At 37.3% G+C, this 22,940-nt stretch carries 19 protein-coding genes and 1 tRNA gene; 1 reads left to right on the top strand and 19 read right to left on the bottom strand.

Annotation, left to right across the window (positions count from 1 at the left end):
• Position 1 precedes the first annotated feature (1 nt).
• The 11 genes from folP to spoIIE all read right to left on the bottom strand — a co-directional run bounded on the left by folP (position 2) and on the right by spoIIE (position 13,783).
• A complete protein-coding gene (folP, locus tag GI584_RS00610) occupies positions 2 to 829 on the bottom strand; it encodes a dihydropteroate synthase (protein ID WP_153789914.1) in 828 nt (275 codons plus the stop codon).
• A gap of 453 nt (positions 830 to 1,282) precedes the next feature.
• Positions 1,283 to 2,209 carry a cysteine synthase A gene (gene cysK, locus GI584_RS00605; RefSeq protein WP_153789913.1) on the bottom strand — a complete coding sequence of 309 codons (927 nt, stop codon included), beginning with the start codon at positions 2,207 to 2,209 and terminating at the stop codon, positions 1,283 to 1,285.
• 96 nt (positions 2,210 to 2,305) lie between these two features.
• The gene (locus GI584_RS00600; RefSeq protein WP_153789912.1) at positions 2,306 to 3,226 is read right to left on the bottom strand and encodes a peptidyl-prolyl cis-trans isomerase; all 921 of its coding nucleotides are present in this window, start codon (positions 3,224 to 3,226) and stop codon (positions 2,306 to 2,308) included.
• A gap of 15 nt (positions 3,227 to 3,241) precedes the next feature.
• A complete protein-coding gene (hslO, locus tag GI584_RS00595; RefSeq protein ID WP_153789911.1) occupies positions 3,242 to 4,114 on the bottom strand; it encodes an Hsp33 family molecular chaperone HslO in 873 nt (290 codons plus the stop codon).
• Positions 4,115 to 4,132: 18 nt separating this feature from the next.
• Positions 4,133 to 4,912: a type III pantothenate kinase gene (locus GI584_RS00590; protein WP_100358312.1), complete on the bottom strand. Its 780-nt coding sequence runs from the start codon at positions 4,910 to 4,912 to the stop codon at positions 4,133 to 4,135.
• A 526-nt stretch (positions 4,913 to 5,438) separates the two neighbouring features.
• On the bottom strand, positions 5,439 to 7,463 hold the full coding sequence (gene ftsH, locus GI584_RS00585; protein ID WP_153789910.1) for an ATP-dependent zinc metalloprotease FtsH: 2,025 nt from the start codon (positions 7,461 to 7,463) through the stop codon (positions 5,439 to 5,441).
• A gap of 99 nt (positions 7,464 to 7,562) precedes the next feature.
• Positions 7,563 to 8,108 (bottom strand): hypoxanthine phosphoribosyltransferase, encoded by a 546-nt coding sequence (hpt, locus tag GI584_RS00580; protein ID WP_153789909.1) that lies wholly within the window; start codon positions 8,106 to 8,108, stop codon positions 7,563 to 7,565.
• A gap of 11 nt (positions 8,109 to 8,119) precedes the next feature.
• Positions 8,120 to 9,526, bottom strand: a complete 1,407-nt coding sequence (tilS, locus tag GI584_RS00575; RefSeq protein ID WP_194842090.1) for a tRNA lysidine(34) synthetase TilS — start codon at positions 9,524 to 9,526, stop codon at positions 8,120 to 8,122.
• A gap of 66 nt (positions 9,527 to 9,592) precedes the next feature.
• Entirely contained in the window at positions 9,593 to 10,537 is a 945-nt protein-coding gene (locus tag GI584_RS00570) for a serine/threonine protein kinase (RefSeq protein WP_100358316.1), read from the bottom strand.
• Positions 10,509 to 11,243: a vWA domain-containing protein gene (locus GI584_RS00565; protein ID WP_100358317.1), complete on the bottom strand. Its 735-nt coding sequence runs from the start codon at positions 11,241 to 11,243 to the stop codon at positions 10,509 to 10,511. Before GI584_RS00565 ends, GI584_RS00570 begins: the two co-directional genes overlap by 29 nt.
• 83 nt (positions 11,244 to 11,326) lie before the next feature.
• On the bottom strand, positions 11,327 to 13,783 hold the full coding sequence (gene spoIIE / locus GI584_RS00560; RefSeq protein ID WP_153789907.1) for a stage II sporulation protein E: 2,457 nt from the start codon (positions 13,781 to 13,783) through the stop codon (positions 11,327 to 11,329).
• Positions 13,784 to 14,062: 279 nt separating this feature from the next.
• Between spoIIE and GI584_RS00555 the strand changes: the two genes are divergently transcribed.
• A tRNA-Met gene (locus GI584_RS00555) sits at positions 14,063 to 14,136 on the top strand.
• Between the two features lie 754 nt (positions 14,137 to 14,890).
• Here GI584_RS00555 and GI584_RS00550 read toward each other — a convergent pair.
• From GI584_RS00550 to ptsG, 8 genes are all read right to left on the bottom strand, one after another.
• Positions 14,891 to 15,301 (bottom strand): S1 domain-containing RNA-binding protein, encoded by a 411-nt coding sequence (locus GI584_RS00550; RefSeq protein WP_018934273.1) that lies wholly within the window; start codon positions 15,299 to 15,301, stop codon positions 14,891 to 14,893.
• A 73-nt stretch (positions 15,302 to 15,374) separates the two neighbouring features.
• Positions 15,375 to 15,752 carry a septum formation initiator family protein gene (locus GI584_RS00545; RefSeq protein WP_153789906.1) on the bottom strand — a complete coding sequence of 126 codons (378 nt, stop codon included), beginning with the start codon at positions 15,750 to 15,752 and terminating at the stop codon, positions 15,375 to 15,377.
• Positions 15,753 to 15,779: 27 nt separating this feature from the next.
• The gene (gene yabQ, locus GI584_RS00540; protein WP_100358320.1) at positions 15,780 to 16,343 is read right to left on the bottom strand and encodes a spore cortex biosynthesis protein YabQ; all 564 of its coding nucleotides are present in this window, start codon (positions 16,341 to 16,343) and stop codon (positions 15,780 to 15,782) included.
• Positions 16,340 to 16,639, bottom strand: coding sequence for a sporulation protein YabP (yabP, locus tag GI584_RS00535; protein WP_018934276.1), 300 nt, complete (start codon positions 16,637 to 16,639; stop codon positions 16,340 to 16,342). The genes yabQ and yabP overlap by 4 nt, the downstream gene beginning before the upstream one ends.
• A gap of 70 nt (positions 16,640 to 16,709) precedes the next feature.
• Positions 16,710 to 16,970, bottom strand: a complete 261-nt coding sequence (locus GI584_RS00530) for an RNA-binding S4 domain-containing protein (protein WP_100358321.1) — start codon at positions 16,968 to 16,970, stop codon at positions 16,710 to 16,712.
• Between the two features lie 24 nt (positions 16,971 to 16,994).
• Positions 16,995 to 18,452, bottom strand: coding sequence for a bifunctional methyltransferase/pyrophosphohydrolase YabN (gene yabN, locus GI584_RS00525; protein WP_153789905.1), 1,458 nt, complete (start codon positions 18,450 to 18,452; stop codon positions 16,995 to 16,997).
• A gap of 11 nt (positions 18,453 to 18,463) precedes the next feature.
• On the bottom strand, positions 18,464 to 20,029 hold the full coding sequence (locus tag GI584_RS00520; RefSeq protein WP_153789904.1) for a putative polysaccharide biosynthesis protein: 1,566 nt from the start codon (positions 20,027 to 20,029) through the stop codon (positions 18,464 to 18,466).
• Between the two features lie 725 nt (positions 20,030 to 20,754).
• Positions 20,755 to 22,776: a glucose-specific PTS transporter subunit IIBC gene (gene ptsG / locus GI584_RS00515; RefSeq protein ID WP_325063418.1), complete on the bottom strand. Its 2,022-nt coding sequence runs from the start codon at positions 22,774 to 22,776 to the stop codon at positions 20,755 to 20,757.
• Positions 22,777 to 22,940 lie beyond the last annotated feature (164 nt).

Here is a 22,940-nt window from a genome sequence, read left to right as displayed (position 1 = left end):
TCTATACACCACCCTTACCAATCAGTTTGTCCATCATCTTGACCATCCTCGCATGCATCGCTACGTTATGTACTCGGACAATTTCACACCCCTTAGTCAAACCGTAGCATACAGTCGCTCCTGTTCCTTCATCTCGTTCATCAACAGGCAAATTTAATGTTTTGGCAATAATGGACTTACGGGACGTTCCAAGTAATACCGGATATTCTAACTCTCGGAGCCGATTCATTTCCTGAATCACTTGAATATTTTCTTCATATGTCTTAGCAAATCCAATGCCTGGATCGAGAATAAGCTGTTCTTTTTTTACACCTGCGTCTAATGCAATTTGGATACTCTCTTTTAAATCAGATAACACGTCTTCCATCAGCGAATCATATGACGGATCTTCTCGATTGTGCATCAGTATAATCGGCACATCTAATTCTGCCGCTACCTTTGCTATATCCGGTTCTTTCTTTGCCCCCCACACATCATTTATAATCGATGCGCCTGCTTCTATTGACAGTTTTGCTACCTTCGCTTTCCATGTATCAATTGAAATTGGTATATTGATTTCATCAACCAGCGCTCTAATAACTGGAAGGACTCGGTCTATTTCTTCTTCCTCTGACACTGGTTTGTGTCCGGGTCTAGTTGATTCACCACCAATGTCGATAATATCTGCGCCTTCTTCTTCCATCTTTTTAGCTTGATGGATGGCCGATTGGATATTATTATACTTGCCCCCATCTGAAAAAGAGTCTGGTGTAACATTTAAGATACCCATGACTAATGTTTTTTCCGGATAATAATAATCCTTTATTTTTGTTCGTAGCCATTTTTCCATGATACCCCGTCCTTACGAAACAAATTCTATAATCTATTCATAACAAAATATTATAACACAAATATTTTTGAAAAGTTTAGATCTACTGAAAAATATTTTCTACCACTAACGCTAATCCTATCCTAAAGAAAAAACAACATTGCGACTCCCACCACGATACCGGAATGTTAATTTAATTCGGAGTAGATACAAACTGCGACATAGTGAAAATTTTCTCCCATCCTGATTTTTGATAAGTGGTTTGGATACGCTCCGGCAGAATACTTCGCTTTCCGCAGCGATGGTTATGCACTCATCAAGAAAAGAATGGAAGAAAGCAAATTCACATGACTGTTACTTCGCAGTTTATGGATTTTGCGCATGATTATATAAATTCTAATATTGAAATAAAAACCCGCTTCAATATTAACTGAAACGGGTTCTGTACTTAATTTATAAGATAATTGTTTGCTTTTATTCTTCGTCGAATTGATATAGAGGTGTTGATAGATATCGCTCTCCATTACTCGGAAGAACTGCTAGAACTTTTTTACCTTTACCAAGTTTTTGCGCTACTTGTTTAGCAGCGTGAATAGCTGCACCTGATGAAACACCACCTAGCACACCGTCTTTGCGAGCTGCTTCTCTAGCTGTTTCATAGGCTTGATCATTAGATACTGTAATAACTTCATCATAAATTTCCGTATCAAGAACTTCTGGTACAAAACCTGCACCGATTCCTTGAATTTTGTGAGGACCTGGTTTACCTCCTGATAATATAGCTGAATCAGTTGGTTCTACCGCATAAATCTTAATATCTTTATACTGATTCTTTAAGACTTTACCTGCACCAGTAATTGTTCCACCAGTTCCAATACCAGAAATAAAGGCATCCAGTTGATCACCCATTTGCTCAACAATTTCTTTACCGGTCGTGCGAGCATGAACTGCAGGGTTTGCTACATTATTAAACTGCTGAGGCATGAAGTAACCGTGTTCCTTTTGTAATTCTGTTGCTTTCGCAATGGCACCTTTCATACCTTCTGCACCTGGCGTCAGTACCAAATCGGCACCATAAGCACGCAAAAGATTACGTCTTTCCGTACTCATCGTATCAGGCATTACTAAAATTGCTTTATATCCTTTAATAGCGGCAACTAATGCGAGACCAATACCTGTATTACCACTTGTCGGCTCAATAATGGTATCTCCATCCTTCAAAATACCTTCTTCTTCTGCCGCTTCAACCATCGCAAGTGCGATACGATCCTTAACAGAACTACCAGGATTCATAAATTCTAGCTTTAAGTAAATTTCTGCACCTTCAGGATCTGCTGTGCGATTTAATTTGACAATCGGTGTATTTCCAATCAATTCCGCAACATTTTGAGCTACTTTCATTCCAGTTCCTCCTCAAATCCAAGTAAAATTATTGGTTTTATCTACAATTTACATGAAACGGTATACATTGTCAACCCATAAATTGGAAAGGACCCGTTAATTATTTTCATTTTTATATCTTAAATCTATCTCTAGCTGATCCCAAAGAACCGAAGCGTCTACTTCAGATTCTAATTGATCTAAGGCTATATCTTGTCGTACCTCTTCATAAGCTTCTTCATAGCTTAATTCAATGGCAGGGAGGTGTTGATGATGAAAAATAATCGCATACCCGTTATTTACTAATACTGGTTCACTATACGTTCCAGCTTCTAATGAAATAGCTGTGTCATAATATTCACTTGGTATAAAACTGCTTGTCTTAGAATAAAATCCTAAATAGCCTCCACTCGCTACACTTCCTTCATCGGTCGACAATTCTGATGCGACCTCACTAAAAGATTCACCGTCATCCAACCTTGCCATCACATACTCTGCTTCTTGTTCCGTAGAAACGAGAATATGTGACAGCTGGACCATATCATCAAACTGGTATTGATTTTGATAAAATTGATAATACTCTTCTATTTCTGCTTCAGAGACACTTATGCTTTTACTTAAAAGATGTTGTAAATAATAACGATAGTGAATTTGCTCTGTCCACTTTTCAACCTTTTTCTCTTTTTCATCTGCTGATAGCAATCCTTGCATCACCATCATTCTGGATAATTCACGATCTACTATTTTGGGATGGATCTCTATATTTTCTTTTTCTGCCAACTGAAAAACAACTTCTTTATCAATTAAATCGTGTAAAACAGACTCGCCATATTGCTCTATTAATTCGCTCATCCAATCTTGATACAAGATTTCCTTATTGCCGATTTCTGCTAAAGGTTTATTACGATCCACTTTATTCTCTTCTAATACTACAAATTCGTCTGAGCTATTTTCCCCAGAAAAGATAAAAATGGTTGTAATATTTGTTATGAGCAATAGTAATATAATAGACCATAACACCAGACGTGATACCCTCAACTATTACTCCCCCTACTACTGTGTCTTTAAAGCTCGCAACTCATCGATAGTGAATTTGTATGTTTCATTACAAAAATGACAAGAAGCTGTTGCCCCATGATCTTCTCTAATCATGGAATCAATCTCTTCATTTCCTAAACTTTGGATTGCTGTTTCCAGTCTTTCTTTTGAGCAAGGGCAAGAAAATTGAACCGGTAATCGTTCATGTACTTTTACTTTATCCTCACCTAATAACAACGCTAATATCTCCTCTGGTTGTTTTCCATCTTGGATCAATTTTGAAATAGGTGGAACATTGGCGATGTTTTCTTCAATTCTGGCAATTGTTTCTTCCGATGCTCCTGGCAGCATTTGTACGATAAATCCCCCCGCGGCTAAAATACTGTGATCCGGGTTTACTAAAACACCTGCTCCTACCGCAGAAGGAACCTGTTCAGAATTAGCTAAATAATAGGTAAAATCTTCGCTTATTTCCCCTGATACAATTGGAACTTGGCCGGTAAAATGATTTTTCAACCCTAAATCTTTAACAATGCTTAGTGTTCCCTCCGTCCCCACTGCTCTTCTTACATCCAGTTTTCCTTGCTCGTTCGATTCGAAATCTACATGAGGATTTCCAACATAACCACGGACTTCCCCTTTGGCATTTGCATCAGCAATAATTGCACCCATTGGTCCGTTTCCTTCCACTTTTACTGTCAGTTTATCCTCACCTTTCAGCATCGCACCTAACATCGTGGATATAGAAAGTGTTCTTCCTAGAGCTGCAGAAGCAGTTGCCCAGGTATCTTGACGTTGGCGCGCTTCTTCAACCGTATCTGTTGACCGGATTGTGTATGCTCTCACGTCCCCATCATATGCTGTTGCTTTTAATAAATAATCATTCATATATTAACGTCCTTTCCTTTATGCAAAATCTCTCTCATTCTTTTGGTATATTTCGTACAATCCTTTTAAGGTTAGGTAAGGGTCTACAATATCAATGACAGAAGAATCTTTAGCAATTAATGTTGCTAAACCACCTGTTGCGATCACTTTTGGTGATCCGCCAACCTCTTTTTTAATCCGGTTAACAACGGCATCTACTTGACCGACGTACCCGAAATAGACACCAGATTGCATCGCTTCTACCGTTGATTGTCCTAAAACATAATTTGGCTTTTTAACTTCGATTTTCGGTAACTTAGCTGCATTCTGATATAGAGCTTCTAAAGAAATATTAATGCCTGGGGTGATAACACCACTGACATATTCATCTGCCTCATTGATGTAACAATAGGTTGTAGCAGTCCCAAAGTCAATAATGATACTAGGGGAACCATATTCTTTGATAACGCCTACTGCATTGACGACACGATCAGCACCTAACTCTTTAGGGTTAGGATACTTCATTTTTAAGTATGGATTCACTTTTTCATCACCAATTATCATTGGACTACAATGGAAATATTTATCTGCCATACGTTGAAGGGCAAATAAAATTGGTGGGACTACGGATGAGATGACAATGCCATTAATATCTGAAAAAGTAAGTCCTTCATGTGCTAAAAGCGATTTAATAAACATGGCATATTCATCTTCTGTTTTGTTTTTGTCTGTTTGCATGCGCCATTGGTATGTTAATTGGCCGTCGTTAAACACCCCTAATACGGTGTTTGTATTACCAACATCTAATACAAAGATCATAATATCCTCCACAATTCCAAAAAAATTTGTTTACTTATTTTCATATTGTATAGGTTGCAAGCAACAAGTCGCAAGTTTTATGGTTGCAAAAATCCCATACAAGCTAGTGCAAAACAATATACTCATTAAAAAAGCAAGCCCCACTCAAGACTATACCTAATAAGTAGTAGATACAAACTGCGAACTAGTGAATATATTCGGGGTGATGCTTTCTTCCATTCTGATTATAGTTGAGTGCTATGACACGTTCCGGCAAGATACTACGCTTTCAACGGGCACGGCCTTAGCCTCCTCGGAAAGCAAAAATCGCTTTCCTGCGGGGTCTGCGGCTCGTGCTGTTCCCGTAGGAGTCTCCGTATTCTGCCGAAGCGTATGCCAAATCTCATCAAAATTCAGAACGGAAGAAGGCAAATCCTCGCAAAAGTTACTTCGCAGTTTATGTTTTTAGTGTAGGTGAGTGCCTATACTTCTTTCATATAGCGCAAAAAAAAGCAGTTCCTCTGTAGTGTAGGAACTGCTTTTCGTTTTATTGTTTATCTTTATCATCGGAATCTTCGGTTGATTTGTCTTCATCGAAATAGCTTTTCGAGTCTTTTTCAAAATAACTTTCCTCAGATTTCGGTTGAATGTTTACTTTAAAATCAGATGACTTGTTATTTTCATCATTAGTGTCATTTGTTTCTGCCTTTTCAGATGGTTTTTTGTCTCCATCTTGTTCAGAAACAACAGGGTCAGGTAGTTTACCTTCTTCAAATAATCCTTTGATCTGACCTGCATCTAACGTCTCGACTTCTAATAATGTTTTAGCTACAAGCTCTAATTTGTCCCGATTTTCTGTGAGAATTTGTTTTGCTCTGCTATAGCATTCCTGAATGAAGTTTTGCATTTCCTGGTCAATTTCATATGCGATCGCATCACTGTAATTTTGTTCACTTTGCATATCCCGACCCAAGAATACTTGGCTGTTGCTGTTGCCAAATTGCAGTGGTCCAATCTTTTCACTCATACCATATTCCGTAACCATCTTACGAGCAATTCCAGTTGCTCGCTGGAAGTCATTATGAGCACCAGTACTTGCTTCACCAAAGATAATCTCCTCTGCAACACGACCACCTAACAAACCGGTGATTTTATCAAATAATTCTGGTTTTGTCATAAAGTAGCGATCTTCACGCGGGAGCATGACTGCATATCCACCAGCTTGACCACGAGGTACTATCGTTACCTTATGTACCATATCTGCATCATCTAACACCATACCAATAATCGTATGTCCACTTTCATGGTATGCCACAATATTTCGTTCTTTTTTGGATATAACCCTACTTTTCTTCGCAGGCCCTGCAATAACACGGTCAATTGCTTCGTCAACATCTTCCATGCCAATCTTCTCTTTGTCATATCGTGCCGCTACAAGTGCCGCTTCATTCAGCAAGTTTTCCAAATCTGCACCAGAAAAACCTGGTGTTCGCATCGCAATCGTTTTTAACTCCACATCATCTGCTAGTGGTTTATTACGTGCGTGTACTTTTAAGACATCTTCACGACCTTTTAAGTCTGGACGATCTACTGTAATTTGACGGTCAAAACGTCCTGGACGTAATAATGCCGGGTCTAAAATATCTGGTCTGTTTGTTGCAGCGATAATGATAATTCCTTCATTCTCACCAAAACCATCCATTTCAACGAGTAATTGATTTAAGGTTTGTTCACGTTCATCGTGACCGCCACCTACACCAGCGCCACGCTGACGACCTACTGCATCAATCTCATCGATAAAGATGATACATGGTGCATTTTTCTTCGCATTTTCAAATAAATCACGTACACGAGACGCACCGACACCTACAAACATTTCAACGAAATCCGAACCACTGATAGAAAAGAAAGGAACTCCTGCTTCACCTGCAACTGCTCTGGCAAGTAATGTTTTACCTGTACCAGGAGGTCCAACTAATAAAACCCCTTTTGGAATTTTTGCACCAATAGCAGAGAATTTACGAGGATCCTTTAAGAAATCTACAACCTCTACTAATTCCTGCTTTTCTTCATCCGCACCAGCAACATCTCTGAAACGAACTTTTTTCTTTTCTTCATTGTACATTTTCGCCTTACTCTTACCAAAGTTCATGACACGGCTACCGCCACCTTGAGCCTGGTTAAGCAAGAAGAAAAATAGAATGAATATAATAACAAATGGAATCATGGTCGTTAAAAATGTAACCCATCCACTTGGTTGTTCTTCTTCATCCATTGTCAATACGCCTTGTTCATTTCCACCTTGTTCTACAATAGAGTCAACTATAGATGGATTGTCAGGAACATTGGTTATAAATGGGGTATCACCCTCTAATTCCCCTTCAATACGCATGACACCATTGGAAGGGCGCATTTCCATACTTGTGATTTGGTTATTTTCTAATGCTTGCATAAATTCGTTTACTTTTAATTCTTCAGCCTGGTTGTTTTGGCTGCTGAATACTGATATGATCCCAATCACAACCAAAAAGATTACGAAATAAAGGATCACATTACGTATAATCCGATTCATTGCCTACCTCCTCCCGAAACGAGAAAACTATAGTAAATAGTATCATATTGAAAGACTTTATGACAACTAATTACAACTGACTTGTGCTTCATTTTCCTTTTATTCTTCTCCACCATAAATTTCTGGTTTCAAAATACCTATATATGGTAGGTTTCGATATTTCTCTTGATAATCTAATCCATAGCCCACCACAAATTCATTTGGCACTTCAAAACCTACCGTATCTGCTTTAATATCGACAGTTCTTCCTTCAGGTTTATCTAATAATGTAACAATTTTAATAGAATTTGCCTGACGATATTTAAATAAGTCAACTAGATAACTGAGTGTAAGACCACTATCAATAATATCTTCGATAATTAAGATATCACGTCCCTCTACTTTTGTATCTAAATCTTTTACGATTTTAACTTCACCAGAGGAACGCATTTCATTCCCATAACTGGATACATCCATAAAATCCATTTCCAGATGTGTATCAATCGAACGTAATATATCCGACATAAAGGGTAAAGCTCCTTTTAATACACCTACCGCTAATGGAAATCTCCCTTTGTATTCTTGTGTCAACTGTTCACCGAGCTCTTTACATTTTGCTTGTATTTGCTCTTCTGAAATTAATATTTCCTTTATTTCCTGATGCATCTTGCTGCCTCCTATTCGTTTGAATCTGTATATGTTAATGCAATATATTTCCCAACAGAACTTTCACGTACTATTTCGGCTTTCTTTAAACCAACAATCCAAAGTAAAGATCCATCTGCACCAAAAATGAGGGGCCAGTAGTCTCTTTGATAAACGGGAACCTTCTCATCAATAAATATATCTTTTACTTTCTTCCGGCCATTTAGTCCTCTCACATTCATTCGATCCCCCGGCATTCTCACTCTTGTACTCAGTGGAAATAATGATTCACATTCGATCGGGATATATAAAGTATGACTATCTTCTCGGATGGCTCCAGAGGCATAAGCAGCTGTAAGAGTGGCACCGTTCGCTAATAGCATTATTCCCGGAACCTTTATGAATTGGTGGACTTTCCATTCCTTATTGACTTGGGAGAGAAAGTGGAAACGCAATTCTTGATAATTTTTCGTTACTTTTAAAGATTTCGGAAAATCTAATGTAACATTACTCTTTTCTTGTGTTAATAAAGAAAAAAAATCCTTTTCGTGTTGAGATGATAAATCTGTCGGTACTTCTTGATAAAGATAGTTTAATATTAGATGAAAGGCTCGTCTTTGTAAAGCTATTGGATAAGCTCGAAAAGCATCAATTTTAAAAAACGCTGTATCTTTATTACATGTTACAACTTCATCCATCATTGCTTCTGATTGTTTCTGAAGAAATTCCTCGTCTTCCGTCATACGCTCTGTCATTTCCTGTACATGAATATGTACTTGCTGATCTTGTTGCTTGAGCAAAGGTAAGACTTGCAGTCGAAAAAAATTGCGTGTATAGGCGATAGATTTGTTCGAAGGATCCTCCCTGGGAATGATATGAAGTTCTCGACAATACCGATAAATCTCATCCTTGGATAAACATAATAAAGGTCTAATGATATGTCCCTTGGCAAATTTTCTTTTTACGGGGATACCTGTTAATGCAGCTGGATTAGACTGACGTACCATTCTCATTAATACTGTTTCTATCTGGTCATCACCATGATGTGCCAAGGCTAAAAAATCAGATTCTGTTTCTTTCATGACTTCTTCAAATACTTGATAACGCAAAATGCGAGCCGCTAATTGCGTTCCTTCCTTATGTATTTCTTTTCTCCTATTCACATCTACTTGCTTCCCAATAAAAGGAACACCTAAATTCTCACAAATACTTTCAACATATTTTATATCTTCTGCAGACTCTTTCCCACGCAAGCCATGATCGATAGAAACCACCATAACTTTTAAATGCCACAATTTCTGCACGCTTACTAAATAATACAGCAATAATAAGGAATCTGCACCACCAGAGACTCCTACTAACACCTTTGCATCCTTGGATAGTAATTGATGTCTCTTCGTAAATGGCATCAATTTGTCATAAAGGGTTGATTTACTCAAACACCACCACCCCATCCAGTCTCTTTTACATTATTTTAACATAATATGAGTTATAAAATCCTTTTATCACATAAAAAATGTTACATAAATATAACAAACTCCTCCAATAGTCAATATACTACCTACTTCAAGAAAGGGATAAAATGCTTCATGAGAGCTTTTTGCTTTTTGATGATGTCTTCGCTTGTCTCTTTTCGATTTCTGATGAATAAAATAAGTCAATAAAAAATCTTTTATCTGCTCGGCATCGTTAATAGAATTATTGATCAGCATGAGTAGTAATCTTTTCAATGGTTCGATTGTTACCGCTTGATTGATTTTCTGCTGTAACGTTTTTTTAGGATTATTCCCTCTTGTAAAGCCATTAGGATAATAGACACGCAAAATCACCATAGCTAATGCAAAAAGATCATAACCTGGATCCGCTTTACGAGAACCGCATTGCCAATAGGCACGATCGTAGAACTCGGTGTATTCCTTGATCGCTCTGCCTTGTAATGTTGTCCCTCCGACATCAACCCATCTTAATTGAACCGGTTTGCGTGACACAATTAGATTTTCTATTTTTAAATCACCAAATACATACCCTTGCTGATGTAATACATGTAAATCGTTAGCAAATTTAATTAATAGAGATATTAACCACTCATGGCCATTTCTTCTAATAAAATCGTGCAATGACTCACCAGATATATATTCCATTACATAAAAAGAATAGGTAAAACCATTCTGAGACTGATAATCATCCACGTCTATCAAAGAAGGTCCAAGGTGATAACCTTGAACCGCTTGAAAGGATTTCAATACATTTACTTCAGAACTAACAGATGCACTTTGTTTACTGATTTTCAGAGCTACTTGTTTGTTTTCGTGCACACAAAGATATACAGCGCCAATCGCACCACTACCTAGTTTCTTTACGACATGGTAGTAATTTCGATGCCATTTACCTTTGACTATTTGTCCTTTCCTTAAATGTATATCAGGCTTCTTCGATGTCTGTGTAATCATCGCGCATAAATCTCCTTCGTAACGTCTTCTTACCAAATTGATACATAGCTTCCTTTAAAGCTGGTCCAGTTGGTGTGATACCTCCACTGGATATTTTTGCAAAGATAGAAGTAATGGAATCTAGTTTGGAGGTCCAGTCTACTAATTGTTGAATCGCTTTTTTCCGTCCAGGAAATTGATATACAGCGAAACGACTTCGACCGATTCTTGCGTTCATACTGATAGAGAGATCAATAAGAGCTTCTTGAACAGTCGGTAATTTGTTCGTCATGCTCGCACTTGTATCGACGAGTACTAACACTTCTAAATCGCATGTTTCCCCTAATTCATCCACCACTTCCATTACTTCCCCACGTTGATCGGGAGGTAATTCTTCCATTGTTTTTTCACTACCTAATATTTGCTTTAATTCATTATTCACGACACCTTGTAACGTTTCCGTCATTGCCTGTTTCGTAACAGTTTGAACTGTTTGTGCTAATACATCCTGATAGACAATTTGACTGACTCCTTGACCGTTACCAGCAATTTCTTCTACCTCTTCCAGTCCTTCGGGTTGTTCTGTATGATTATCTTCTAAGATACCAATAACATTAACTGTAATTCCTTGTTCGGCTACTAAACTAGCTACTAGTGCTGGATCTTCCCCTTGATTTGAACAACCATCTGTAATTAAAAGGATTTGTTTAAGTGTCCCTGTTTTCATATCGTTTCCCTCCTATTATTGGTCACTGATTATTAGTAAGGTTCGCCAATAATGGAAAGAATTATACGTTTGACCTCCTACCCTCAGCTAATGTTTTCCCTGTCAAATTGACGGAAAGAACGAATGGGTGCCCATTGTGGTTGGTTTTCTTTAATTTCAGCTACTAATACAGTCATATCATCTTCAATCTCACCTCTTTGTGTTCGAATCACCTCTTCCAGTAACAAATCAGCGATCTCTTGAGGCTCTTTCGTTTCCATTTCCAGTAGTTTTCGTTGCAACCAAAGATCTACATTCTCTATATCTTTAGGGCCTTCAAAAATACCATCACTCATCATAATTAAAAAATCTCCAGCTTTTAATTGTGCGCTGACTACATCCACTTCCACCTCTTGAATAATTCCGATTGGAAGATTACCAGCTTCTATCTTCTCTACAGCATCATTTCGCATAATAAAACTAGGTGTTGAACCAACCTTTAAAAATTGAACTACTGCATGGTGAAGATCTACCATCGCTAAATCTAGTGTTGCGTAAATTTCTTCATTTGTTCGCAGCGCTAGAATGGAGTTGATTGATTTAATCGCCACTTGCTCGTGCAGGCCAGATTCTAAAATTTGTTGTAATAAACGTAAGGTCTCGGTGCTTTCTTCATGTGCTCGATCTCCGTTTCCCATTCCGTCACTAATAGCTAACGCATATTTCCCAGCTCCAAGGTCCATTGACTTATAGCAATCTCCTGATATTAACCCTCCACCTTTCGCTGCATGTGCCACTCCAGTGTCAATGACAAATTTTCTGGCAGAACCAAAGGTAAAGAAGCTATGTCCTTTTGCTAGAGGGGATAGATCTTCTGTAACAACAATGATCGTTTCATCCAAAATATCAGAGAGAATAGGCGCAATCAGTTTCGCAGCTTCCCCATGGTATTGCTCGAAAGTAATCACCATTTCAATATCGATGTTTCCTTTTTCCAAATTATAAATATCTAATTTTTCAAGCTCAATACCAACATGTTTTAATGCTGCAACCATTTCAATTTCTTGTTGTTCATGGTTTTCTTTCTCTTTCAAAATTTCATTGGCAAAATTCTCCATTACTTCTGATACACCATTTAATTGATCTGCGACAAAACGCCTGCTTTCTAACACTTGTTTCTTCAACTGTTTATTTGCCTCAAAAAAAGATAATTCTTGTTGCATCGTATCGATAACTTTACGAGATTTAATACAATGATTTTCAAACTGTCTGTTCGTAATATTGTTCAATTGATCATCTGTCTCCAATTGATCTTTGACATCCCGCATTAAATCGTATGTTTTATCAAATTGTTGAACCCAACAGGTTTCTTTTTTAAAGCATGTTTGACAAGTTTTTTCCGTGACATTACTTAAATAGTAGTCCACTTCTAAATCCTGTTCCTGCCATTGATTGGATTCTGTTTGAAAGCTGCGTGATAAAGCTTTAAATACATTGGAGAACCTTTCCACCCGGTGAGCAGTAACGTTGCGAACCTTTTGCAAATATTGCTCCTGCTCGTTTGTATGTTCAACCGTACCAGGTATATATTTAGCAATCTGTTTAATCAATTTGCTCGGTGTTATTAAAAATAATAAGATCGCTAACGCAGATTCCATTAATGCTGTTGCCAAATAATCAAAGGAATCGCCATATACGCTGATTAACAATGTACTAATTAATAATCCTAAACTAACTGCCAGTTTTCTTCCTTCTTTCAGTAACCCACCTAACAAACCGGAAAATGCTAATAAACTCATCTGAAACATGTTGGCGATATTAGCTAGGCTTAATATTAATCCAGCTACAACGCCAACTGTAGAACCAATAGCAGCACCACCCACTAATGCAAGAAGCAATACTAAATATCTTGCAAGAACCTGTTCCATTTGCGCTTCATATATTTCGACACCAATTACTCCTGTTAATACCGAAGCTAACAAAATAATAAAACAAACAATTTCTTCATTTTTTAATATTGGTTTATACCTTTTTGGTGATAATAATGGAATACTTTGCATAAAGATAAGTAATAGAACAGCTGCCAATATTCCCTCGACCAAAGCGATGACCCACTCCAAGTATGTTAGTTTTGTTGTCATAGCATAGATACTGATTCTAGGAATACTCGCTGCAAAAAAGACGAAAAACGGTAATATCCTCTCTATCGATTTCGATCGATAAATAAAAAAAGAGAGGACTATCAAGATAGAAATAGATAAAAATATATAGAAGCTATGTGATAGACTGTATGTAAAAGCTCCTATTAATGAGAATGTAATAAGGGGAAGTACTTTGTCTCGACGTAAAAACCATACAGCCGCAACGAATGCGATTACAAATGGTGAAAGTGTCGATAAAATGACGGCTCTTCCTAATAAAAAACCAATAATACAAATAAGCAAACCTTTCTCAAACATTAAGCTTGTCCATTGTTGGCCGATCTTTTTCCGTAAGTTATTTATCACAGGGTGAGTGCTGGAAAAAAAAGATTTTGGTTTATTATCCGTATATGTGTTCATTTATATCACTCCTCTGTCCACATTAAATCACATCTCTTCTCGATATTTTGTCAAAACAAGGAAGATGCCGTTCTAAAAAGTTCGACGCTATTCCTTATATAAAGAACCAAACGACATTTTCTTCTTACCTTTCCTTTCATTTCTTTCAATATTTTTGACAGACTGTGTTGATACAGAAAAGATAATAAGAAATTTGAAGTTGTTTGTTGACAGATAGGAAAAGCTGTTGTATTATATTTTTTGTGTCTTCAAAAAAGACAGCATCTTTTTTTATATGATGGCGGTGTAGCTCAGCTGGCTAGAGCGTACGGTTCATACCCGTGAGGTCGGGGGTTCGATCCCCTCCGCCGCTATAAAGCAAAAGACTTGGGCAAATGCCAAGTCTTTTTTTATATTAAATAAAACCATACTCGCAGACTCTGTTCCGATTCGATGTAGATAAAAACTGCGAATTAATGAAAATCTTGCGGGGCGCTGCTTTCTTCCAAAGGTCGCTACCTTTAACGTTTGTTAGGCGGACATTTAGTGCGTTATTTGATAGGATAACTCCCATTTTGCGAAGTTGGCGGACATTTAATCCCTTATTTGGTGACTTTCGGTGTGAATTAGCGTTGTTTAAGATGGATAGCGGAATAAATGTCCGTCACAGCCTCGGTTACACAAAGCGAAGTATTTTGCGTAGTGTTCTGATTATGGAAAGAATAAATCCTAAGGAATTAGTTTCTATGATCTTCTACTTTCAAAAGATAGATCCATTTCATTAGCGTAGGCAGAATACGGAGACTCCTATGGGACAGCGAGAGCTGAAGATCCACTTTGCAACGTTAGCTGAAGTCGAGCCCACGGAAAGCGGAGAGTCTGCCGGAGCGGTAATCGACCACTATATGGAAGGAAACGGAAAAGAGCAAATCCTCAACAGAGTTTTTCGCAGTTTAGTTTTTTCTGTATAAATGATTCCATTTGAACCAGTGCGAAGGGGACAAGTACTCCCATTTTATAAACTTACCACTATAAAGAAAAAGCTACCAACTTTTGGTCGGTAGCTTTTTTTATGATATATAATTACGAGTCACATCCGTCTTCTTTACGTAACATAGACAGCAAGTTTTAGCCTTTTCTCGCCCCTCGTCCTCCGCGTTTTGATTCTGTATGCTTTTTAAGAGTTGCTAAGCGATCTTCAGAATCTTTTAAGAAACGATTCATTTTTTGTTCAAATGATTCGCCTCTTTCGCGGTTATTTTTTGGATTTCCTTGATTTTTGCGACGATTAGATGGTGGCGGATTGTCTTTTGCTTTCTTGATAGATAAACCGATTTTACCATCATCTTCCACATTAAGAACCTTTACCGTTACTTCATCACCTACAGTTAAATGTTCATTAATGTCTTTTACATAATTATCGGCAACTTCACTAATATGAACTAGACCTGTTTTACCTCCAGGTAATTCAATAAATGCTCCAAAATTAGTGATTCCTGTTACCTTTCCCTGCAACTTGCTGCCTACTTCGATTGACATAAAAAAATTGCTCCTCCTTAAAATTTAAAAAAATATACTACAACTATATTATAGCCAAGCAATTAAAACGGTGTCAATAAGATGCATCTTCTTCTGGCAATTTAAAGACGATCTCTCCTTCTTCCGTAAAGAAATAATTCGTTTTCGCTATTTGCAACAAATATTCTTCATCATTTAAAAGCTCTATTTCTTCTTTCAATTTCTTTTCTTCTTTTTCAAGACTAGTTAATTCGCTAGAAAGCTCAGTATATTCCTGTTGCATATCCTGATATTTCACACGCTGATTAATATGAAAAGTAACGAGGCTAACCATGGTGACGGCGACAATCATGCCAAATAACATTAATCTACGGTATAATTTCTTTTTTCTACGTTTTTGCCGTTTTACTTGAGCGTCGTATTGTTCGATATATGCATCATTGATACGAGATACATTATTTCGTTTGGCCATAATTCACCACTGCCTCCCTTGTGGAAATTATTCTTTTCTTTTTATTTTACTATAAAACCGATAAAAAAGATGTAGATATTTTTTAGCATTTTTTGGCAATAAAGGTGATAGGATGGAAACAATTACCTTTATTGGCCAGCCCACTACTTTTAATAGTAAAAGTAGTAAGGAATATAAACCGGTAAATACCTTGGTAATACATACTACTACTAATGATACGATAAATACAATAGGCTTTACAACAAAAATTTCTACTATGCGGTAAATAAAGCGATAAATGTGAAGGACAATACGTATCAACGTATCTACTATGCGACCAAAAGCCTGTTCAAAAAGGCTTTTGAACATCGCATAACCACACAGCACTGCCAAAAAAATATATAACCTTAGAATTCCTTCATTGACTAGAAACAGTACGAAATATAGAATCGCAGCTTGTATGAGCCAAAACAACATCTCTAACACATATTTCCATAGTATGCTCGAGGTCCACAATCGTTCCAGCCGTTTAAAAGTATGGTAACTAGCACCAAGATAAACACCAGATACCACCATTGTAATGATAGTGATGAATTGTGTACTTAATGTCATTTGAATAGCTTGCTAAACAAACCTTTAGCCTTCTCCCCATGTTGCTCGTCCAAATAAGATAACTCATAGATCTTACCCTTAATGGAAACATGGCCGGATTCTACATCGAGGTTTTTCATTTGCAAATTATCTCCACGAATAACTAGATAACCCATAACTGTTTGCAGGAGAAACTCTTCACTATCAAAGCTATCAACTTCTTTTACTCCATCTATCTCCAACAAACGGCGATTGGTCATTTTTACATGGTGTTCCATTTGTGGTGCTGGCATCGTTTTTTTATCATAGTAATTCATCAGTTTTTCCCTCCCTTTTATCCATCACTAATATATGAATAAAGGGACAAGTTTAGAACTTAATAGATCACTATTGATTGATATATTCTTCATGTTTAATCGTATATAAATTACTTGCTTCATCTTTTTTTACCATTTCTTTTAAATCATCAATTTGAATCGTTAATAGTTTCTGACCAAATTGAATCTTCATTTCATCACCTACCGCTACATTAGTAGCTGCTTTAGCAACATTACCATTGATAAGGATTCTACCTTGGTCGGCAATTTCCTTTGCTAGGGTCCTTCGTTTAATTAAACGAGAAACTTTTAAAAATTTATCCAGTCGCATCGATAATTCCCTTCCTCTACATTGTCATTCATTTTCAAAACGCTTCGCTTCTTCCCAAAATAGGTCCAAATCAGCTAACGTGAAGGATTCCCATGCTTGTTTACTTTCCTTCACCTTTTGTTCTACGAATTGAAAACGATGTATAAATTTTTGATTGGTTCGCATTAAAGCAATTTCTGGATTAATTTTATAATATCTTCCTAAGTTAATCATTGCAAATAGTATATCTCCAAATTCTTTTTCCTGCGCATCGAAACTTTCATTCTTTCTTGCATCCTTCAATTCTAATAACTCTTCATAAACTTTGTCCCAAATCGGCTCTGGTTCACTCCAATCAAAACCTACTTTCGCTACTGTCTTTTGGATTTCTTCTGCTAGTAGTGTTGCTGGTAAACCTTGTGTCAAATCAGCTAAAAGAGTTTGCTGTTGTTTTCCTTTTTCTTCTTTTTTGATAGCTTCCCAATTTTTGATTACTTCTGATTCATCTTCAACCTCGAGTTCACCGAAGACATGAGGATGACGTCGAATCATTTTTTCTGTGATACTATATATTACGTCATCTATGGTGAAAAATCCTGCTTCTTCTCCAATTTGACTATGTAACATAATTTGCAGCAGGACATCACCCAGCTCTTCCGCCAATGCTTCATCATCTTCTTTATCAATTGCTTCGATCACTTCATAAGCTTCTTCCATTAAATATTTTTTTAATGTTTCATGTGTTTGCCTTTGATCCCATGGACACCCTCCAGGGGCTCTTAAAGCAGCAATCACTTCTTTCAAGCGGTAAAATTGGTGATTAAGCTTTTCTTTTTCTATTGGTGGGATATATACACTTGTTAAATTACTCAGCTGCATTTGTTGGTCTAACTCGACTAATGGGATTTTTTTTATGGACTCTTCTTTACTACCAACTGCTTCCACAATATAAACTGAAAATTCAGATGGTAAGTCCTCCAATAAAGTTAACTTCACCTCTGATGCAATAAAAGTATCATATACCTGGCAAAAAACTAGATGTTGTTCGTATTGCAAGTGATGACGACTGAATGATGTGGCATCTACAAATTGAAAACCTTCGATTGGATCTATTTTTAATGCGGAAAATAAATCATCTAAGAAACTTTGACCACCAACAATCTCTACTTCTACGTCTTGATGTTGCATTAATAACTGTACGGTCTGCTCAGCAAGCATAGGATGGCCAGGTACAGCATAAACAATTTGTCCCCTCTCTATGGCTGTATCTATTAATGTTTTAGCAATTTCATGATATACAGCTTCAAACTGATCGTGCTTTTCATAGATAGCATCAAATGAATGAAAATGTACCGATTCCTCTTGTAACGCATGAATCACCGGATGATCAAGTGTTCTTACATAACAAAATTGTTGTTCGTTTGTGAGCTTTCGATATATCCCTAGCGGTAGCTGATCAATGTCTCCACCACCGAGTCCAATAATTTCGATTAAAGGTTTCATATTCTTATATCCTATCCTTTCTTCCATCTATTTAATAGTGGGAGTGGTGCAAGTTCTTTCCCCGTTAAAATACGCCACTTAACAACAACAATAGCATAGACGATAAAGCCGATTATTACACTTCCTATTACAAAAAGGAATAGAGCTAATCGGTTCTCAAACGAAATAAAATAGAAGGCTGTTTGTCTTAAAATAACTAACACAACCGCCATTACTATACTGGCTATCATTAACTTTATCCAAGGTATGACAAATAATCGCTCGCCTTTTAATACATAGCGGAGCAATAAAAAATTCGTGATACATATTATCATTACCGTCATAACTGTAGCTATAGCTGCACCATTCATTCCTAAAAAGGGAATAAGGACATAATTCAACACCATTTTAATCCATAATCCCAAGAAAATAAGGATAGCCGTCCACTTCATATAACCAAATCCTTGGAGAGTAGAGGTAATCGTTACTGCTAAAGATGTAAATAATAAAGAAATGGTTACTATTCGTAAACTGAAGGTACCAAGTTGATTCTGAAACAATAATTGATTCACTTCAGGAAATAATGTAATTAGGCCCACTGTGGACCCCACAGAAAGTAGTAAACAATATTTTGTTGTTAATCGAAGCTTTTCCATTGTTTCTTCTCTGTTTATTTGCCAATTGATATTGGTTACTTGTGGAACCAACGCCAACGCAAAGGATGAACCAACAACGGTTACTAATTGTAATAATGGTTGTCCCCTATCAAAAATCCCCTTTGTCGTGGTTGCTTCTCTTAATGTATCACCGTGTTTAAGCAAGCCTGGTACCATTGTAAATGCATCAGCTAGCTGCATGAGCAATAACAACATATGATTCATACTGATGATAAGTCCTGCAAAAATGACCGGTGAAAATAAGTTGGTAATAGGGAATTTTTTGGGGGACTGCCTACTTTTCCAAGTGTTATTTTTCTTAGCATATAGATAGATGAAAATAAAAGATATACTCAATGCGATAATACTAGCTATCATTGCTCCATCCGCGATTTGATAGACATGTAAGTTTCCTTGATAAATTAATATTGCTGTGAAAATAATGATGGTAGCGCGTAATAACTGTTCTATCATTTGTGAATAAGCAGTAGGCTCCATCCATTGATCTGATTGGGTGATCCCTCTAAGTAATGCAACGAAAGGGATGAACAAAAACACCCAAGACACGTGACGGAGCGGATCGGTCAATAGACTATCCCCCATCCATTCGGCAAGAATCGGGCTTAATAAAAAGAGCGCAAGAAAAAGAAGTAAAGTAAAGCTCATCATAACAGTAAAAATCTGTACATAAATAGTTTTGTTTTGTTCTTTATCATTCTCTACTAAAAACTTGGAGATCGCTGCAGGAAAACCATATAAAGCAAGCATAAATGCGATCCCTAAAATCGGGTATACTTGCTGATAGGTGTAGAATCCGATATCTCCGGTTAAATTTTGTAATGGTATTCGATAAAAGGCACTGATCACTTTGCTTAATATACCTGCTAATAGTAGTGCAAATGCACCTTTATAAACATGGTTGTTTTGTTTGGCATTATTCATCTTGTTCTTCCTTCATTTTCTAAATTCCTTGCCATTATAACACAGACCTCGATACTTAGACGGAAAAAAGATAAGTGCATCACTACTCACGTCGCGCCTCGCTTCAACATCTAACCAAAAACGAAAAACCACCTAGTAATACACTCTGTTTATCTGATTCGAAGTAGATACAAACCGTGAACCAATGAAGTTTTTTCTTGATGTACCTTTCTTCCATTCTGTTTATAGTTGAGTGCTAACTCGACGCTGCGGAAAAAATACTCGCTTTCCGTGGGGAACGCTTCAGCCTCCTCGGAAGCCAAGACCGCTTCCTGCGGGGTCTTCAGACTGTTCCTTTCCCACAGGAGTCTCGCATTTTTTCCGCAGCTTAGATTTGTGTTCTAATTAAATGACAGAAAATCCAATGGATATAGTTCCCTAAGTTCTATTCAACGATAATCAGAACACTAAAAATAGCGTAGGCAGAATACGGAGACTCCTGTGGGACAGCGAGAGCTGAAGATCCACTTTGTGAAGTGTTTTTCTTCACAAAGTTAGCTGAAGCCGAGCCCACGGAAAGCGCAGTATTCTGCCGAAGCGTATGCCAAATCTCATCAAAATTTAGAACGGAAGAAGGCAAATCCTCGAAAAAGTTACTTCGCAGTTTATGTTTTTTGTGCACTATTTTCCTTAATTACAAAAAACACACGCGTTTCAATGTTTCTTGAAACGCGTGTAGGTTTTTATTATTGATTAATTTGGAAGATGTCTTTGTCTTCTTTGTTGATGTTTCCTGACTTGTTTAATTGGATTGATTGGCCTTCTGCTAAATTAGTGAAGATAACTGGTGTTACTGTTGATGGTGCATTGTTGCTAATAAAGTCTAGGTCGACTTCCATCAAGGCTTGACCTTGTTTCACTTCATCACCTTCTGCCACTTTAGCTGTGAACCCTTCTCCTTTTAAGTTTACCGTGTCGATACCGATATGGATTAAAATTTCTGTTCCATTATCAGCTTCCATACCAATCGCATGTTTTGTTGGAAAGATATTAATGATTTTACCATTTACAGGTGACACAATCTCGCCGTCTGTTGGCTTCACTGCGAAACCGTCTCCCATCATTTTTTGTGAGAATACTTGATCAGGCACTTCTGATAATGGCATTACTTCCCCTTGCATTGGACTGGTAAAATCAAGGTCTCCAGCGGCACTGTTTACAGGTGCTGCTGACTCTTTTTCAGGCTCTGCTTTTTTCGTTGGAGTTTTTCCATCCATTATATCTTGCATTTGACCCCTAATTGTATCAGAAACTGGACCATAAATAGCTTGGATGTTGTTCCCTACTTCCATTACTCCGGAAGCACCTAGTTGTTTTAAGCGGTTCTTATTTACTTTGTTTTTATCATCTACACTAACGCGTAGACGGGTAATACAAGCATCAAGGTTCGTAATATTTTCTTTACCACCCATTGCTTCTAAGATTTCAAATGGGCGATCGTCCACTTCTCCGTCTTCCTCAGCATCTTGTGTTTCATCTTCACGACCTGGAGTTGCTAAGTTGAACTTCTGAATAGCAAATCGGAAACCGAAGTAGTAGATAACAGAGAAAATTAAACCAATGATGATTACCCACCACCAGTCCGTACGGTTAGGCATAATTCCGAACAAGATATAGTCGATTAAACCACCGGAGAACGTCATACCAATTTTTACATCTAATAAGTACATTGTCATAAATGATAAGCCTGCGAAAACAGTGTGAATCGCAAACAGTAATGGAGCTACGAATAAGAATGAAAATTCAAGCGGTTCTGTAATACCTGTTAAGAAAGATGTTAAAGCTGCAGAGAACATGATACCTCCAACCACTTTCTTTCTCTCAGGTCTTGCTGTATGATAAATCGCTAACGCTGCAGCTGGAAGACCGAACATCATGAATGGGAATTTACCTGTCATAAAGTTACCAGCTGTAAAATCCACACCGTCTTTAAGCTGTTCAAAGAAGATTGTTTGATCTCCTCGAATCATATCTCCCGCCGCACTTGTATAAGAACCAAATTCAAACCAGAACGGTGAATAGAAAATGTGATGTAAACCAAATGGAATTAAAGCACGTTCAATGACACCAAATACAAAGGTTGAAAGGGTCCTGTTTGTTTCTAGCATAAAGTGAGAAACAGCATTTAATCCTTCTTGAGCGAATGGCCATACTAAATACATCACAATACCTAATAGTAATGACGTAAACGCAGTAATAATTGGCACAAAGCGTTTTCCAGCGAAGAAACCTAAAAATTGCGGTAATTCAATATTAAAGAACCGGTTATACATATAGGCGGCGAGTATACCGACTATAATACCACCGAAGACACCCGTCCCTAAGGTTGGAATCCCGAGGACACTTTCATATGCAGCCTCTTCTGTCATTCCATCTGTGATACCACCAAATACACTCATCGTTACATTCATGATTAAATAACCAATGATAGCAGCTAAACCTGCAACACCATCACCTTTTGCTAAACCGATTGCAACACCGACAGCAAAGAGTAATGGCAAGTTATCAAAGACTATACCACCTGCTTCAGACATTACCTCTAAAACTTTTTGTACAATATCATTTCCGAACCATGGGAATTTTTCTACCCATTGGTCTTGAGCAAAACTTGTACCAAATGCAAGTAAAATACCAGCAGCTGGTAATAATGCTACCGGTAGCATCAATGCTTTCCCTACTTTTTGCAGGGTACCAAATAAATTGGACATGATCAATTTCCTCCTCTTGTTGTTTTTGTACATGCAACAGCATTTTATTGCAGAACACGAATGCCATATACGTAAGCAAATAAAAAAGGCATGAGTAAAAGGTTTTTGGAATTAGGAAAATGATAGAAGTATACACTTCTCTCCTATCTTTTCCTAAAACAACC

This window comes from Gracilibacillus salitolerans, assembly GCF_009650095.1.
Lineage (GTDB): Bacteria > Bacillota > Bacilli > Bacillales > Amphibacillaceae > Gracilibacillus > Gracilibacillus salitolerans.
The sequence above is the reverse complement of the archived record's forward strand: the minus strand, read 5'-3'. Positions and strand labels throughout refer to the sequence as shown.

What these genes read in the sequence shown, in the direction of transcription:
- folP (WP_153789914.1), bottom strand. Translation starts at nt 829, where the DNA reads ATGGAAAAATGGCTACGAACAAAAATAAAGGATTATTATTATCCGGAA.
- cysK (WP_153789913.1), bottom strand. Translation starts at nt 2,209, where the DNA reads ATGAAAGTAGCTCAAAATGTTGCGGAATTGATTGGAAATACACCGATT.
- hslO (WP_153789911.1), bottom strand. Translation starts at nt 4,114, where the DNA reads ATGAATGATTATTTATTAAAAGCAACAGCATATGATGGGGACGTGAGA.
- GI584_RS00590 (WP_100358312.1), bottom strand. Translation starts at nt 4,912, where the DNA reads ATGATCTTTGTATTAGATGTTGGTAATACAAACACCGTATTAGGGGTG.
- ftsH (WP_153789910.1), bottom strand. Translation starts at nt 7,463, where the DNA reads ATGAATCGGATTATACGTAATGTGATCCTTTATTTCGTAATCTTTTTG.
- hpt (WP_153789909.1), bottom strand. Translation starts at nt 8,108, where the DNA reads ATGCATCAGGAAATAAAGGAAATATTAATTTCAGAAGAGCAAATACAA.
- GI584_RS00570 (WP_100358316.1), bottom strand. Translation starts at nt 10,537, where the DNA reads ATGATTACACAGACATCGAAGAAGCCTGATATACATTTAAGGAAAGGA.
- GI584_RS00565 (WP_100358317.1), bottom strand. Translation starts at nt 11,243, where the DNA reads ATGAAAACAGGGACACTTAAACAAATCCTTTTAATTACAGATGGTTGT.
- spoIIE (WP_153789907.1), bottom strand. Translation starts at nt 13,783, where the DNA reads ATGAACACATATACGGATAATAAACCAAAATCTTTTTTTTCCAGCACT.
- GI584_RS00550 (WP_018934273.1), bottom strand. Translation starts at nt 15,301, where the DNA reads ATGTCAATCGAAGTAGGCAGCAAGTTGCAGGGAAAGGTAACAGGAATC.
- GI584_RS00545 (WP_153789906.1), bottom strand. Translation starts at nt 15,752, where the DNA reads ATGGCCAAACGAAATAATGTATCTCGTATCAATGATGCATATATCGAA.
- yabQ (WP_100358320.1), bottom strand. Translation starts at nt 16,343, where the DNA reads ATGACATTAAGTACACAATTCATCACTATCATTACAATGGTGGTATCT.
- yabP (WP_018934276.1), bottom strand. Translation starts at nt 16,639, where the DNA reads ATGAATTACTATGATAAAAAAACGATGCCAGCACCACAAATGGAACAC.
- GI584_RS00530 (WP_100358321.1), bottom strand. Translation starts at nt 16,970, where the DNA reads ATGCGACTGGATAAATTTTTAAAAGTTTCTCGTTTAATTAAACGAAGG.
- yabN (WP_153789905.1), bottom strand. Translation starts at nt 18,452, where the DNA reads ATGAAACCTTTAATCGAAATTATTGGACTCGGTGGTGGAGACATTGAT.
- GI584_RS00520 (WP_153789904.1), bottom strand. Translation starts at nt 20,029, where the DNA reads ATGAATAATGCCAAACAAAACAACCATGTTTATAAAGGTGCATTTGCA.
- ptsG (WP_325063418.1), bottom strand. Translation starts at nt 22,776, where the DNA reads ATGTCCAATTTATTTGGTACCCTGCAAAAAGTAGGGAAAGCATTGATG.